The sequence below is a fragment of the Pseudomonas sp. FSL W5-0203 genome, from assembly GCF_001896155.1.
Taxonomy (GTDB): domain Bacteria; phylum Pseudomonadota; class Gammaproteobacteria; order Pseudomonadales; family Pseudomonadaceae; genus Aquipseudomonas; species Aquipseudomonas paracarnis.
Map to the genome: position 1 here is coordinate 1 of NZ_MPOR01000034.1, position 14,579 is coordinate 14,579.

General features: G+C 58.8%; 16 protein-coding genes and 1 pseudogene. 8 read left to right on the forward strand and 9 right to left on the reverse strand.

Going from position 1 to position 14,579, the window contains the following annotated elements; all coding sequences use genetic code 11:
- Positions 1-342: 342 nt before the first annotated feature.
- The 3 genes from dusA to BOP96_RS23035 form a co-directional block, all read right to left on the reverse strand.
- Positions 343-1,329 (reverse strand): tRNA dihydrouridine(20/20a) synthase DusA, encoded by a 987-nt coding sequence (gene dusA, locus BOP96_RS23025; protein ID WP_073454129.1) that lies wholly within the window; start codon positions 1,327-1,329, stop codon positions 343-345.
- Between the two features lie 83 nt (positions 1,330-1,412).
- A complete protein-coding gene (locus tag BOP96_RS23030; RefSeq protein ID WP_057710859.1) occupies positions 1,413-1,697 on the reverse strand; it encodes a type II toxin-antitoxin system RelE/ParE family toxin in 285 nt (94 codons plus the stop codon).
- A complete protein-coding gene (locus tag BOP96_RS23035; RefSeq protein WP_073454131.1) occupies positions 1,687-1,929 on the reverse strand; it encodes a CopG family ribbon-helix-helix protein in 243 nt (80 codons plus the stop codon). The genes BOP96_RS23030 and BOP96_RS23035 overlap by 11 nt, the downstream gene beginning before the upstream one ends.
- Positions 1,930-2,328: 399 nt before the next feature.
- Between BOP96_RS23035 and BOP96_RS30975 the strand changes: the two are divergent.
- The 4 genes and pseudogenes from BOP96_RS30975 to BOP96_RS23050 form a co-directional block, all read left to right on the forward strand.
- Positions 2,329-2,442, forward strand: a pseudogene (locus BOP96_RS30975) (BrnA antitoxin family protein); the annotation flags it as partial.
- A 103-nt stretch (positions 2,443-2,545) separates the two neighbouring features.
- The gene (locus tag BOP96_RS23040) at positions 2,546-2,797 is read left to right on the forward strand and encodes a hypothetical protein (RefSeq protein WP_032902651.1); all 252 of its coding nucleotides are present in this window, start codon (positions 2,546-2,548) and stop codon (positions 2,795-2,797) included.
- A 25-nt stretch (positions 2,798-2,822) separates the two neighbouring features.
- Complete coding sequence (locus BOP96_RS23045) at positions 2,823-3,188, forward strand: DUF6124 family protein (protein WP_073454133.1); 366 nt, start codon at positions 2,823-2,825, stop codon at positions 3,186-3,188.
- Between the two features lie 146 nt (positions 3,189-3,334).
- The gene (locus BOP96_RS23050; protein ID WP_072434392.1) at positions 3,335-3,553 is read left to right on the forward strand and encodes a hypothetical protein; all 219 of its coding nucleotides are present in this window, start codon (positions 3,335-3,337) and stop codon (positions 3,551-3,553) included.
- Between the two features lie 535 nt (positions 3,554-4,088).
- Here BOP96_RS23050 and BOP96_RS23055 read toward each other — a convergent pair.
- A complete protein-coding gene (locus tag BOP96_RS23055) occupies positions 4,089-5,276 on the reverse strand; it encodes an MFS transporter (protein WP_073454135.1) in 1,188 nt (395 codons plus the stop codon).
- A gap of 481 nt (positions 5,277-5,757) precedes the next feature.
- On the opposite strand from BOP96_RS23055, the gene mqo reads away from it, so the two are divergent.
- Positions 5,758-7,404 carry a malate dehydrogenase (quinone) gene (gene mqo, locus BOP96_RS23060; RefSeq protein ID WP_014717590.1) on the forward strand — a complete coding sequence of 549 codons (1,647 nt, stop codon included), beginning with the start codon at positions 5,758-5,760 and terminating at the stop codon, positions 7,402-7,404.
- A 64-nt stretch (positions 7,405-7,468) separates the two neighbouring features.
- Here mqo and BOP96_RS23065 read toward each other — a convergent pair whose 3' ends face one another.
- A complete protein-coding gene (locus BOP96_RS23065; protein WP_073454137.1) occupies positions 7,469-8,140 on the reverse strand; it encodes an NADPH-dependent F420 reductase in 672 nt (223 codons plus the stop codon).
- 99 nt (positions 8,141-8,239) lie between these two features.
- Here BOP96_RS23065 and BOP96_RS23070 point away from each other — a divergent pair, with 99 nt between their 5' ends.
- Both BOP96_RS23070 and BOP96_RS23075 read left to right on the forward strand, forming a co-directional pair.
- Positions 8,240-9,136: a LysR family transcriptional regulator gene (locus BOP96_RS23070; protein WP_019820667.1), complete on the forward strand. Its 897-nt coding sequence runs from the start codon at positions 8,240-8,242 to the stop codon at positions 9,134-9,136.
- A 170-nt stretch (positions 9,137-9,306) separates the two neighbouring features.
- Positions 9,307-9,636, forward strand: coding sequence for a YXWGXW repeat-containing protein (locus tag BOP96_RS23075; RefSeq protein ID WP_014717593.1), 330 nt, complete (start codon positions 9,307-9,309; stop codon positions 9,634-9,636).
- Positions 9,637-9,693: 57 nt separating this feature from the next.
- Here BOP96_RS23075 and BOP96_RS23080 read toward each other — a convergent pair whose 3' ends face one another.
- From BOP96_RS23080 to BOP96_RS23095, 4 genes are all read right to left on the reverse strand, one after another.
- Entirely contained in the window at positions 9,694-10,089 is a 396-nt protein-coding gene (locus BOP96_RS23080) for a PIN domain-containing protein (protein ID WP_014717594.1), read from the reverse strand.
- A complete protein-coding gene (locus tag BOP96_RS23085) occupies positions 10,086-10,343 on the reverse strand; it encodes an AbrB/MazE/SpoVT family DNA-binding domain-containing protein (protein WP_014717595.1) in 258 nt (85 codons plus the stop codon). The genes BOP96_RS23080 and BOP96_RS23085 overlap by 4 nt, the downstream gene beginning before the upstream one ends.
- Before the next feature lie 173 nt (positions 10,344-10,516).
- Positions 10,517-11,890, reverse strand: a complete 1,374-nt coding sequence (gene ppnN, locus BOP96_RS23090) for a nucleotide 5'-monophosphate nucleosidase PpnN (protein ID WP_014717596.1) — start codon at positions 11,888-11,890, stop codon at positions 10,517-10,519.
- A gap of 149 nt (positions 11,891-12,039) precedes the next feature.
- The gene (locus BOP96_RS23095) at positions 12,040-12,864 is read right to left on the reverse strand and encodes an aspartyl/asparaginyl beta-hydroxylase domain-containing protein (protein ID WP_019820661.1); all 825 of its coding nucleotides are present in this window, start codon (positions 12,862-12,864) and stop codon (positions 12,040-12,042) included.
- Positions 12,865-13,140: 276 nt separating this feature from the next.
- On the opposite strand from BOP96_RS23095, the gene fabV reads away from it, so the two are divergent.
- The gene (fabV, locus tag BOP96_RS23100) at positions 13,141-14,334 is read left to right on the forward strand and encodes an enoyl-ACP reductase FabV (RefSeq protein WP_073454158.1); all 1,194 of its coding nucleotides are present in this window, start codon (positions 13,141-13,143) and stop codon (positions 14,332-14,334) included.
- The last annotated feature ends 245 nt before the right edge of the window (positions 14,335-14,579 follow it).

The following is a 14,579-nucleotide window of genomic DNA, read 5'->3' on the forward strand; positions in this document are numbered from 1 at the left end:
GGTTTGCCTGCGATGACGCCAGCCCAGCCACTGAGATTCATCTGACCCCTATCAGTCAAACTGTGGGGAGCTGGCTTGCCTGCATGACGCCAGTCCAGCCACTGATATTCACCTGACCCCCATCAGTCAAACTGTGGGAGCTGGCTTGCCTGCGATGACGCCAGCCCAGCCACTGAGATTCACCTGACCCCCATCAGTCAAACTGTGGGAGCTGGCTTGCCTGCGATGACGCCAGCCCAGCCACTGAGATTCATCTGACCCCTATCAGTCAAACTGTGGGGAGCTGGCTTGCCTGCATGACGCCAGTCCCAGCCCCAAATATCCCCACTGACACCCAACCCGTCACCGCCCCTCCAACAATTCCCCCGCCTGATCCAGCAACGCCAACGGATCACTCGCCTTATGAATATCCACCGACAACAACTGCCGAAACTTGCGCGCCCCCGGGAAACCGGTCCCCAGCCCCAGAACATGGCGCGTAATGTGATGCATCAAGCCACCTGTCGCCAAGTGCTCGGCTATATACGGACGCAACTGCGCCAACGCCTCAGCGCGGGTGACCACAGGCGCGGTGCTGCCAAACAGCTGCTGATCCACCTCCGCCAGCAAATACGGATTGTGATAAGCCTCTCGCCCCAACATCACCCCATCAAACGTCTGCAAATGCTCTTGGCACTGCTCCAACGTCTTGATCCCACCGTTGAGATTAAACTCCAGCTCTGGAAAGTCCCGCTTCAACTGCGCCGCCACGTCATAGCGCAACGGCGGAATGTCCCGGTTCTCCTTGGGCGACAACCCCTCCAGAATCGCAATCCGCGCATGCACGGTAAAACTGGTGCAACCGGCTTCCTTTACCGTCCCGACGAAATCACACAACTGGGCATAACTGTCCCGCCCATTGATGCCGATACGGTGCTTCACCGTCACCGGAATCGACACCGCATCGCGCATGGCTTTCACACAGTCCGCCACCAGGGCAGGGTGCGCCATGAGGATCGCGCCGATCATATTGTTCTGCACCCGGTCGCTGGGGCAGCCGACGTTCAGGTTCACTTCGTCGTAACCGGCGGCCTCGGCCATACGGGCGCAGGCGGCCAGATCAGCCGGAACACTGCCGCCTAATTGCAGCGCAAGCGGGTGCTCGGCTTCGTTGTGGCGCAGGAAGCGGTCGTGGTCGCCATGGAGGATAGCGCCGGTGGTGACCATCTCGGTGTAGAGCAGGGCGTGTTTGGAGAGCAGGCGTAGGAAGAACCGGCAGTGGCGGTCAGTCCAGTCCATCATGGGGGCGACGGAGAAGCGGCGGGAGAGTGGGGCGGTTTGTAGGGGCATGGGGGATCTGAGTCAGCGAGACGAATGGGGCGCAGTTTATCAGGAACGGATCTTGGGTGCCGGTGAGGCAAGTTTTGCGCGCATTACCACTTCGAACGAGGACGTTGCCGTGTGTGGAATACGCCAAGGATCTGCAGTCGATCACCCCGCACTCTATACGGGATCAGATAGGACCAGTTGGGGACTGCCCATTCGCGGGTATGTTTCACCCGACCTTCGCGTCCTATAGAAGGAAACTGAGCCAGCCTGTCGACGCTGGCGAAAATGGCATCCGAGAAGTCGTCAGCGGCTTTTGGATTTTCGAGAGCGATATAGTTCGCTTCGTCTTCCAGATTTTTGAGTGCTTTTTCAAGCCACTCAACCCGCATTCCGGCTCCAGCGCCTAGCGCGCATGGCTGCCACTTGGTCATCGGTGGCTAATTTGCCTTCGTCGGCTTCCTTTACTGCCAGCTCGATTTGGGCGGTCAGCGTTTTCTCGTGCTCGATGTAGTCGCGAAGAACGTCCATCGCCAGGTAGCTTGCTGTCTGGCCGTTGGTTTTGGCCAGGTCGGCGAGAGAGTTGGACAGGTCTTCCGGCAGGTTTAGGGATATCCCAGTCATGGCGGTCTCGATGGTGGACGGTTGTGGGGCATCTTACACCTTGATGTGCTTGGTTGACTCAGCAGTCCGTCGTGAGGTGTATCTGGAAGTGAATTGCTTTTCGCTGCCTACTCAAAATTAGGTACCGTAGTCTGGCTTCGATATCTGCCCATGAGTGACGCGGTTCACGTCATCGGCTTTCGTGAAGCCAACAAACTGGGGGGCAAAAATAATGACCAGAAACTCCCGTTCTGAAAGGGTTGATGCAGTGAACCCGGAATGGCCGGCTGAGGACTTTTCTAAGGCCAAACCAGCGAGCGAGGTGCTTGTGGGATTGTTTGGTAAAGCTCAGGCGAAGGAAATGCTCAAGCCCAAGCGGGGCAATCGGCAGTAACCGAAGAGCACCTCAAAGTTCGTTTTGACGCTGACGTGCTGGAGCGATTCTGGGCTTTCGGGCTAGGCTGGCAAAACGCGAATGAATGCCGCTTGGCCGATTGGCTCAAGACGCCCACGCCAGATGAGCTGAAGGCCTAAGGCAATAAGCCACCGATTTGGCTTATTGCTGTCTCGTGATTAGCTTTTTTCAGCGATAACATAAATAAATCTGTTCCTTTTTTGTTTACACGAAGGAGGTTGGATGCCGGGTGCTGAAGCTTATGAGCCTTGGACATCCGGTTTTAAAAAAGCCCAAATGAGCGGCGTAAGAAATGGAGTTTTCACTGGCCCGTACAACGGAAGTAAAGATATTGCGGCGCAAAACCACAACACTTCTTGGGAGTTTTCCTACGTTTCTCAGAGCTTGCCCGTCGGACCACCCGCCGCTAACCTTCTGAGGTCGCTGCAAACCCAGCGGCCGGAGGTGGAAGTCCGTATTGCTAAGGCGTTTTAACTCCCGAAAATATTGGAGCTTCGCCATGCGCAACAACACACGCAGTTCTTCACTTGACCAAACCGCATCGCCCGTCGACCCCAAGCTTCAAGCCGCAGCCCAGCGAGCAATCCATCATCACTTGCCCCCATCCGACGACGCTGCACCCGCCGAACACCCAAGCGACAACTTGTTCCTCGTAAACCCAACCATCGACCCCGAAACCCTCCTGGCCAACGCCGCCGAAAACCTCGCAGCCGCCAACGAAATGGCCGCCACTTTGGCGTTCGATCTCGACGACTCCCAGCGTGCCATCGCCCTGGGCATTCAGCAGTTAATCGAGTTGAGCTCGCTGCTCGTTGGCCGAGCCCAGGAGCAAGTTGCGCCTGTAACCGCCCCAGTCAAACCCTGACAACCAACCCTGCCGCCTTGCCCTAAGGCGGCAACCTGAACTCATGCTGTCCCCCAGCAAAGTTTCATAATTCCCTGCGCCGTTGAGGTCTACGATCCCCTACAAGAGAGGACCCCAGCGCCTCCAGCCCATAGGGAACTGAAACCATGATCTCGAACCTCGTCAAACTTGTGATGATCACCGGCACGTTGCTGTTGAGCGCTTGTTCATCTTCATCGAGCGTGAGCAGTGACCCGTGCTTTTCAGGTGGATGCCGGGCGTTTGGTGACCATAGCCCCAACAAGGCCGCGAAGATGAATTTCGGTGGCAGTGGGCTGGGGAGTAGTTATGGGGAGTATGGTTCGGGGTTGTTGCATGATGATTGATGGGGTGGTGGGGCGAGAGTGTTTCGCTAGCTTTGCTGCTTTGCAAAGTGAGCAGCCGTTGGGGGAGAACGCTAAGTAGCCGTTGCCTGAGTACCGGATAGTACGCGGTCTGATCCAGCATTTTCGTCGGCTGTCGGGCCGTCTTCGCGAGCAAGCCCGCTCCTACAGTTGGAGCGTGGGAGTCAGGGATATAAGCGTCGGCTGTCAGGTCTTCAGGGGAGCAGGCTCCCTCGCCACAGTTGCAGCGTCGTGCCGAAGTTGTGTAGATATTGACGCTGCGATGGCGGTGGGTCAGTTAACTCATCTGTTACTGATATACCGCTATCGCAGGCAAGCCAGCTCCCACATTGGCCATGTATCGCTCGCAGAATCAGCGCCCGGCTCGGATCCCTGTGGGAGAGGGCTTGCTCGCGAAGGCGGCGTGTCAGTCACTGGATCTATAACTGAACCAATGCTTTCGTAGGCAAGCTCCACACATTGGATCTTCGTTGTGTGGAAATTGTGTTCGCGTAGCTGATCGGTATTAGGCGCGCCGTTAATGGCCGCCTTTCATACGCCGGGCGATCAGGTAGAGGCCCAGGCCCACCAGCGCTGTCGCGGCGCCGATGTAGCCGGTGCTGGTCCAGCCGAGGCCAGCTGTAATCGCCATCCCCCCAAACCACGGCCCCAGCGCATTCGCCAGGTTGAACGCCGCATGGTTCGATGCTGCCGCCAGGCTCGGCGCTTCATGCGCGATGTCCATCAAGCGAATCTGCAACGGTGCCGCCAACGCGACCATGGTGCCCACCAACCCCATGCTCAGCAGCACGCCCCACAGCGAAGACGCGGCGAAGGGGAAGAACAGCAGCACGGCCATCGACCATACCAATATCAAACCCACCGCCCGAAACTGCATGCGATCAAACAGCTTGCCACCGGCAATGTTGCCGATGATGCCGCCCACGCCAAAGGCGGCGAGGCCGAAGGGGATCCATTGCGGCGAGACTTTGGTCACTTCCAGCATGGTCGGCGCCAGGTAGCTGAATACGCAGAACATCCCGGCAAAGCCAATCGCGCCGATGGACAGGGCCATCCATACCTGGGGTTTGGTGAAGGCGCGCAGTTCTTTGCGTGGGTCGCTGCGTTGTTCGTCGTGGCGGTGGGGCACGAATTGCCAGACCAGGGCGATGGTGAGCAGGGCGATCACGCTGACCAGGGCGAACGCCGAGCGCCAGCCCAGGTGTTGGCCGAGGAAGGTGGCGATGGGGTTGCCCAGCAGCATGGCCAGGGTCAGGCCCATCATCACGCGGGCTACGGCGCCGGCGCGTTTGTCGGTGGGTACCATGCTGGAGGCGACCACGGCGGCGATGCCGAAGTAGGCGCCGTGGGGCAGGCCGCTGATAAAGCGGAAGGTCACCAGCGAGCCGAAGGTGGGGGTGAAGGCGGTGGCGAAGTTGCCCAGGGCGTACAGGCCCATCAGCAACAGCAGCATGTGTTTGCGCAGCAGCTTGGCGCCGAGGATGGCCAGCAGTGGGGCGCCGACCATCACGCCCAGGGCGTAGGCGCTGATGGCGTGGCCCACCTGGGGTTCGCTCAGGCCCAGGTTCTGGGCGATGTCGGGCATCAGGCCCATGATGGCGAATTCGCCGGTGCCGATCGCGAAGGCGCCCACGGCCATGGCCGCTTCCATTTTGGCGGCGCTGCGCGCGGGCAGTACGTGCCCGGGTGTTTGCTGGATTGTCATGGGTAACTCTGTGTGGAGGGTGTGCACGAAGGACGTCGCCGATGCTACGCAAGCCGCGACGAAGGTGTCTAGAACCGCCATTTTCGGCAGAGTTCCACGCCTGTGACCGCAGGTCGCGGCTGCCAGGCTTGACAGGGGCGCATTAAAACCCGCGATTTAGGCCTGTCAATTGGCCAAACGGCGCATAAACGCTGTTTAGCGTGATATTCTGCGCGCCGTCTTGGGCTAGTCTTTCCCTGGTGCGTACACCCGTATACGTCCCAGCGGTTGGCTGTCGCCCAGGTAGCTGAAGCCAATAATGATAAGAAGTCAGCGCAGAAGGGACATAACAGTGAGGTCGATCCATCGGCCTTGTGTGCCCACCCTGCAGCCTTTATGTGACTGTGCAGACCCCGCGGTACGTTGCCTGACGTAGCGTGAACGAGGGTTACTCATGATCGGGGGCGGTAGGGCGGATGGCGTTTTATCATAGGTGCTACTGATGTTTAAAAAAGTAAACACTGCCCTGCTGGGGCTGGCTTTGTCGATGGGGATCACGTCCGTTCACGCGGAAGAGGCAAAGAAAGTCGATGTGCTGCTGATCGGCGGCGGCATCATGAGTGCAACCCTGGGTGTCTGGCTCAATGAGCTGGAACCGGATTGGTCGATGGAGATGGTCGAGCGCCTCGATGGCGTGGCCGAAGAAAGCTCCAACGGCTGGAACAACGCCGGTACCGGTCACTCGGCCCTGGCTGAGCTGAACTACACCCCGGAAGACAAGAACGGCAACGTTGAGATCCCTAAAGCGGTCGAGATCAACGAAGCGTTCCAGATCTCCCGTCAGTTCTGGTCCTGGCAGGTTCAGCAGGGTGTGTTGAAGAACCCGCGTTCGTTCATCAACTCCACTCCGCACATGAGTTTTGTGTGGGGCGATGACAACATCAAGTTCCTGAAAAAACGCTACGAAGCCCTGAAGGCCAGCCCGCTGTTCGCTGGCATGCAGTACTCCGAAGACCCGGCGCAAATCGCCAAGTGGGTTCCGTTGATGATGGAAGGGCGTGATCCCAACCAGAAAATCGCGGCCACCTGGAGCCCGATCGGTACCGACGTGAACTTCGGCGAGATCACCCGCCAGTTCGTCGCTCACCTGCAAACCACGCCGAAGTTTGACTTGAAGCTGTCGAGCGAAGTGCAGGACATCACCCGCAACGACGACGGTTCGTGGCGTGTGAGCTACAAAAACCTCAAAGACGGCACCAAGACTGAAACCGACGCCAAGTTCGTGTTCATCGGCGCCGGCGGCGGTGCCCTGCACTTGCTGCAGAAGTCGGGCATTCCTGAAGCCAAGGAATACGCAGGCTTCCCGGTGGGTGGTTCGTTCCTGGTGACCGAGAACCCGACCATCGCCGAGCAGCACCTGGCCAAGGCCTACGGCAAGGCTTCGGTAGGTTCGCCACCGATGTCGGTTCCGCACCTGGACACCCGTGTGCTGGATGGCAAGCGCGTGATTCTGTTTGGCCCATTCGCGACCTTCTCGACTAAGTTCCTGAAGGAAGGCTCGTACCTGGACCTGCTGACCAGCACCACCACCCACAACATCTGGCCGATGACCAAAGTCGGTATTCGTGAATACCCACTGGTCGAGTACCTCGCCGGCCAACTGATGCTGTCTGATGATGACCGCTTCAAGGCGCTGCAAGAGTACTTCCCGAACGCCAAGCAGTCCGACTGGCGCCTGTGGCAAGCCGGCCAGCGCGTGCAGATCATCAAGCGTGATGAAGAGCAAGGCGGCGTGCTGAAGCTGGGTACCGAAGTGGTCAGCTCTGCCGACAACACCATCGCAGGCCTGCTGGGTGCATCGCCAGGCGCGTCCACCGCGGCTCCGATCATGCTGACCGTGCTGCAAAAGGTGTTCAAGGACAAAGTAGCCAGCCCAGCCTGGCAGGAAAAACTGCACCAGATCGTGCCAAGCTACGGCACCAAGCTGAACGACAGCCCTGAAGCTGTTGCCAAGGAATGGGCCTACACTGCCGGTGTGCTGCAACTGACACCACCGCCAGCGATCCCGCAACTGGCTGCTCCACAGGCTACCGAGGCTGCCAAGCCTGCGGCTGAGCCAAGCAAGCCGGCGTCTGATCTGGCGCTGTAAGCAACACCCACGAAAAAGCCCGCTGAACCGGTGACGGTCAGCGGGCTTTTTTGTGCGCTAACGATCAGGCGCGCGGCGGGTGTCGCTCCACCGCAGGCAGCTCAACCGTACGCTCGGCCGCTGCCAGCGCCGCCTTCAAGCCCGCTTGGTTAAGGGGTACGCAATACGCCGGTTTAGCCCGCTCGAATCGCCAGCTTTCATCCAGCCCTCCAGCATCCACGGCATCGAAACCCAGTTGGTCGAGTAACGTCATCACTTGCGCCTTTGCCGTCGCGTCATCTGCTGCCACTGGCAATGCGCGGCGGTCAGGCGCGCCGTGCGGGCGGGCATCCTGCGTCAGGTCTGGGGCGAAGATCGCATTAAATACTTTCACCACATGTGATTGCGGCAAATGGTCAGCCAGCAATCGGCTGGTGGTGGTTTCAAACCGGTCCAGTGGCGGGATATGCCCATCACGATCGGGGTAGTAATTGTTGGCGTCCATCACTGTCTTGCCCTCCAGCCATTGGGCGGGGACGCTGCGGTAGTGCTCCAGGGGGATCGCCACCAGTACCAGGTCACCAAACCTGGCAGCGTCATCTGCGCTGCCCACTTGCACGCCGAGTATGCCGCTCACCACGCTGCTCATGGTGTGTGGGCCGCGGGAATTGCTCAGCATCACGTTATGTCCGGCGGCAAGCGCCAGTTGCGCCACGGCACGCCCGATAAAACCTGCTCCAATCACGCCAATCTTCATGTGCTTGCTCCAGTGGAAGTAGGAAGTGGCTATGATGATTAGCAACCATAACGTGATAAATCGTCATTTTGATGTGGGTGTTGTTACTGGGAGTGGGTAATGATGGATCGCCTGTCAAGCATGAACGCCTTCGTGATAGCGGCTGAATTAGGCTCCTATGCGAGGGCCGCCGAACGCTTGGGCATGTCGCCGCAGATGGTGGCCAAGCATGTCACCGCATTGGAACAACGCCTGGGCGCGCGATTGCTCAACCGCACAACCCGTCGACAAAGCCTGACTGAACTGGGAGGGGAGTATTACGAACGCTGCAAACATATCCTGACGGAGGCCGAGGCCGCCGACGCCCTGGCACAGGTCATGAACGACACGCCGCGTGGCAAGCTGAAAGTCACCGCCCCGGTGACCTTTGGCTCCTACAGCCTGATGCCGTTGATCACCGGGTTTTTACGTGAAAACCCACAGGTAGAAGTCGATTTGCACCTGACGGATCGTTTCGTCGACTTGGTGGAGGAGGGCTACGACGCCGCGTTTCGCATTGGTCCGTTGGGCACGAGCGGCCTCACTGCGAGACCTTTGGCACCGTATCGGTTGGTGGCCTGCGCTGCACCGGCTTACCTGATGGCGCGAGGCACACCGCAGAAGCCGGCAGATCTTGAGCGTCATGAGTGCCTGGGGTACGCCTTTTCATCGCGTCCGGCGGATCGAGAGTGGGTGTTTTTTCAGGGCACGGTTTCCTACAAGGTACGAGTGGCCAGCCGTTTGCTCATCAATGAAAGCCGGGCATTGATGTCGGCGGCATTGGATGGTTTTGGCATTGTGCTCGGCCCGCAAGACTTTCTGCGAACGGCGTTGGCGAGTGGCGAGTTGGTGCGGGTGTTGCCGGAGTTTGAGGCTCCGAGTCGGTCGATGCATTTGGTCTACACCGCAAACCGCCAGCGTACCGCCAAGTTGCGCTGCTTTGTCGAGACTGTGCTGGGACGTTTTGGTCCGGTATGAAGGAGCACCACCGTGGCGGTCGCCGGGAGGCACGCTAAAGATCTACAGGTTCAGCCATCTGACAGACATCTCCTGTTAAAAATAACCCAGGCCCAAGCAGGGCCCGGCTGCAACAAAGGAAGGACTTCTTTCTGATGCAGGTGTTGGGCGTGCGCGCCCGAGGGTTTTGTATGTGGCTACGTTATGCAGCATTGGCCGCCATGGTGGTCGCGGCTTCCGGGTGTGTGCAAGAGCGTGTTGTGCATGAGCGCAGGCCGGTGCAACACGAGTACGTGGATGTGGTGGCGCCGCAACCGCCGCCGGTGCAGGTGATTGAAGTCGAGCCGGCGGTGCGCGAAGGTTATATCTGGTCACGCGGTTACTGGCGCTGGGAAGGCGGGCGTTATGTGGCAGTGCACGGCCATTGGGAACCGGTGCGCCAGGGGTATCGTTATGTACACCCGCATTGGGTGCAGCGTAATGATGGCTACCACTGGCAGATCGGCGGTTGGGTTCGCTAGCCCAACTTCCTCTCCCTCTGTAGGCGCGAGCTTGCTCGCTCCTACAAAAAAGCCGCTCTAACCGAGCCGTTTCATCCCTGCTGCCTTGGCTGCGTGCAGATCAAACGTGGCGGTGTACTCGCAACCGGCCGCATGGCCACAGCGTTCGATCAGGCAGTCGGCAAAGTCCGCTTTGCTTGCGGTGAACTTGCGCAGGGCCTGCCAGATGATATCGGCGTGCTCGACGGTCAGTTCCCGTGTGTGCAGCAAGGTCTCCAGTACCGTTACCACATCGCTTTTGGCCGACTGGTAGCAGGACTGCAACACCCACACCAGTTCCGTAAGCGTCACCAGGCTGACAAAACCTGGTGAGGCGGCGGTGAGCGATTCGATCAGTTGAGACGCCTTGGCGGATTGAACCGGGTCATCCTGGGTCACATAACGCACCAGCACATTGGTATCCAGGCCGATCATCCAGCGCTTGCTCCCTGGGCCGCGATGGCGCGGTTCATGTCTTCGATAGACACGGCATGGGCGGGCTTGCGGATCAAACCCTTGAGGTCCTTGACGGTTTTGCTGGCGGCAATCATGGAAAACTTGCCGTCTTCCATTTCGACGAATTCCACCCGGTCGCCTGTTTCCAGGCCCAGGGCTGTCCTGACCTGAACAGGGATGGTGATTTGCCCTTTTGAAGTGAGTGTGGCGGTGGCCATAGTGAAGATCTCCATCGTGATATTCCTTACCTTAGGGTAAGGAATGACGGAGGACAATATCCGTTGGTCCATAGGTCGCTCGCTGAGGTGAATGAGTTGGAATAGTAAAACCCTAGTCCGAACTCTTGTTCCTCACACGCGTTGCTATGTCCCAAACGAATACAAACTATGACCGACCGCCCGCTGGCTTATTGCACCACGCGATAGCACGGCACATACGCCGCGCCGCCCGGCAGTTTCATGCGGTGCTGGGCCACGAACGCCTTCAATAATTCATCTAACGGTTTCATGATCGCCGGGTCGCCGTGGATCTCATACGGGCCGTTCTCCTCGATCAGGCGAATACCCTTGTCCTTGACGTTACCCGCCACGATCCCCGAGAACGCCCGGCGCAGGTTGGCCGCCAATTCATGGGGCGGCAGTGCGTGGCTCAGTTGAAGGCTGGCCATGTTTTCGTGGGTGGGGTCGAACGGGCGCTGGAAGCCTTCGTCGATCTTCAGCAGCCAGTTGAAGTGGAACGCGTCGTTACGCTCGCGGCGGAACTGCTTCACCGCCTTGAGGCCGGTGGTCATCTGGCGGGCCACTTCGGCCGGGTCGTCGATGATGATCTGGTAATGCTTCTGCGCCGCTTCGCCCAGGGTGGCACCGACGAACGCGTGCAATTGTTCCAGGTAAGGCGCGGCATGTTTGGGCCCGGTAAGCACCACCGGGAACGGCAGGTCGCGGTTGTCCGGGTGCATGAGGATGCCCAGCAGGTACAGGAACTCCTCGGCCGTACCGGCGCCGCCGGGGAAGATGATGATGCCGTGGCCGACACGCACGAAGGCTTCCAGGCGTTTTTCGATGTCCGGCAAAATCACCAGCTCGTTGACGATGGGGTTCGGCGCTTCGGCGGCGATGATGCCTGGCTCGGTCAAGCCCAGGTAACGGCCATTGGTGATGCGTTGCTTGGCGTGGGAAATGGTCGCGCCCTTCATGGGGCCTTTCATCACGCCTGGGCCGCAACCGGTGCACACGTCGAGGCTGCGCAGACCCAGTTCGTGCCCGACTTTCTTGGTGTATTTGTATTCTTCGGTGTTGATCGAATGGCCGCCCCAGCACACCACGATCTTGGGCTCCACACCCGGGCGCAGCGTACGGGCGTTGCGCAGCAGGTGGAACACGTAGTCGGTGATGCCTTGGGAGTTGCTCAGGTCGATACGCTGGCTGTCCAGCTCGTTCTCGGTGTAGACGATGTCACGCAGGGCGCTGAACAGCATCTCGCGGGTGCTGGCGATCATCTCGCCATCGACAAAGGCATCGGCCGGGGCGTTGAGCAGTTCCAGGCGTACGCCGCGGTCTTGCTGGTGAATACGCACTTCAAAGTCTTTGTAGGCGTCGAGGATGGTCTTGGCGTTGTCGATATGCGCGCCGGTGTTGAGAATCGCGAGGGCGCATTGGCGGAACAGGGTGTAGATGCTGCCGGTACCGGCTTCGCTCAGTTGCTGCACTTCACGTTGGGACAGGGTTTCGAGGCTGCCCTTGGGGCTGACGGAGGCGTTGATGACTTGACGTTGGGGCATTCTGATTCCTTGAAAGCACAGCCACCGCGTCCGCTTGGGGGGCGATGGCTTGAGAAGGGTGAGCGCCAATTAAGGTCGCACGAGACGATTATTTACCTCAGGCGCGAGGCCCAGCGCAAATGCCGTCCAACACCATCATGCCGCAGAACTTACTGAATCAGCTTCCAGTTTTTGTAGAAAACCCGACGCAGGGTAAAGACCAGGCCGGCAAACCCTGCGATCACGGCGTTGAGCACCGAGGGCAGCAGGGTCGGGCGCACAATATCAATAAACAGGCAGTAGCGTTTGGCGTCGTTTTTGTTGAAGGACGCGTGCATCAGCGTGTCATCGAAGATAAACAGCGGGTCGTCGTGCCAGTAGTGCTTGTGCTTACCCACCTGGATATACACGCCCTCATGGTGCGGTGCCGGCGCCATGTTGTAGAGCACACGGAACATCATGCGCAGAGGGCCGAAGTGGAAAGACGTCGAGCGGTTCTCGTTGAACACCGAGACGCCGATGGTTTTCACGAACGGCAGTTTCTTGCGCAGCTGCGGGATATCCAGGGTGGTTTCGATCGGGCGGCCGTACCACTGGAAAAACAACATGCCGCGTTTCTTCTCGGCCATGCGTTCGTCCAGGTAGCTGATGATTTCATCCTTACGGGCCATGGCGTCGTCGATCACCTGTTGCAGGTCTTCGCGCCAGGCCGGCGGCAGGTCTTGCAGGGTATAGACATGCCGGTTGCGGCTGCTCAGCAGGTCGAGCAGGGTGTTGAACGGTGCCAGCACCCAGGTATTACGACCGTTGCCGATAAAATACTTCTTGATGGTGTCGCGGTCGTACAGGCCGTTACGCAGGAAGTCATAAACGCCGCAGCACACCACCAACAGCAGAAACACCAGGCAACTGCGCGGGAAACAATAGATCAACAGCAGAACGCCGAGCGCCCACGCCAGGGACACCAGCTTTTTGCCGACAGCATTTTTGCTCATGAAACGAGGCTCCAAAGCCGAAATATATTGAAACAATATCGTCATCATAGGGCTTTCTGACACCGGCAGGCGTTTTTAAATAGGGCGAAATTGTGAAGCCACTGCACAATTTGTAACCGTTACCGTGCAGGCTCCGACGTTTTGTGGATTGAATTTTGAGAACAGAAGATTTGCGACTATCGTGACGCTTCGGTTTTTCAGGCGTCATAGACCGGTACGATTGAAGTTGAATGGCCACTATTGGCCTTCGGCACCTTGGAAGAGGCAGAAATTTTTATGATCATCAAACCGCGGGTTCGTGGCTTTATCTGTGTGACCGCTCACCCTGTTGGCTGTGAAGCGAACGTCAAAGAGCAGATCGACTACGTAACCAAAAACGGCGTCATCGAGGGCGGCCCTAAAAAGGTACTGGTCCTCGGTGCCTCCACCGGCTACGGCCTGGCCGCGCGCATCAGTGCTGCGTTTGGCTGCGGCGCCGACACCCTGGGCGTGTTTTTTGAGAAAGAAGGCGAAGAAGGCAAGCTGAGCTCCGCCGGCTGGTACAACAGCGCGGCGTTCGAGAAGTTTGCTGTGGAAAAAGGCCTGTACGCCAAGAGCATCAACGGCGACGCGTTCTCCGACGAAATCAAGCGCCTGACCATCGAAACCATCAAGAAAAACCTGGGCAAGATCGACCTGGTGGTCTACAGCCTGGCCGCCCCACGCCGTACCGACCCGCAAGGCGTGGTGCACAACTCCACCCTCAAGCCAATCGGCAAGGCCGTGACCCTGCGCGGTATCAACACCGACAAGGGCGTGGTGGTCGACACCACGCTTGAGCCTGCGACCCAGGAAGAAATCGACGGTACCGTGAAGGTCATGGGCGGCGAAGACTGGCAGCTGTGGATCGACGCCCTGCGTGACGCCGATGTATTGGCCGAAGGCGCCAAGACCACCGCGTTCACCTACCTGGGTGAGAAGCTGACCCAGGACATCTACTGGAACGGCTCCATCGGCGAAGCCAAGAAAGACCTGGACAAGAAAGTTTTGACCCTGCGCGAAAACCTCGCTGCGCTCAAGGGCGACGCCCGTGTGTCGGTGCTCAAGGCCGTGGTTACCCAGGCCAGCTCGGCAATCCCGATCATGCCGCTGTACCTGTCGCTGCTGTTCAAGGTGATGAAAGAGCAGGGCACCCATGAAGGCTGCATCGAGCAGGTCTACGGCCTGTTCAAGGACAGCCTGTACGGCAGCGAGCCGAAACTCGACGCCGATGGCCGCCTGCGTGCCGACCTGGCCGAGCTGGAACCGAAGGTCCAGGACGCCGTGGCCGCGCTGTGGAACCAGGTGACCGACGACAACGTCAACGAGATCAGCGATTTTGCCGGTTACAAGGCCGAGTTCCTGCGCTTGTTTGGCTTTGAGGTCGACGGCGTGGATTACGACGCGGATGTGAACCCGACCGTCAAAATCAACGGGCTGATTCAAGCTTAAAACCCGGTCAATAAGGTGGGAGCTGGCTTGCCCTGATGTCAGTCAGTTAACGCAAATCCCCTGTGGGAGCGGGCTTGCCCGCGAAGGCGGTGCGTCAGTCGCGGCATCTGTGACTGCACGACCGCTTTCGCAGGCAAGCCAGCTCCCACATGTGATCTTCGTTGCTTTGAGCATTGCGTTCGCTCAATTTGGCTGTGCCTACTCCCTCTTTCTTTTCAGCCCCTTCTTACGCCTCCCTCTTTTAG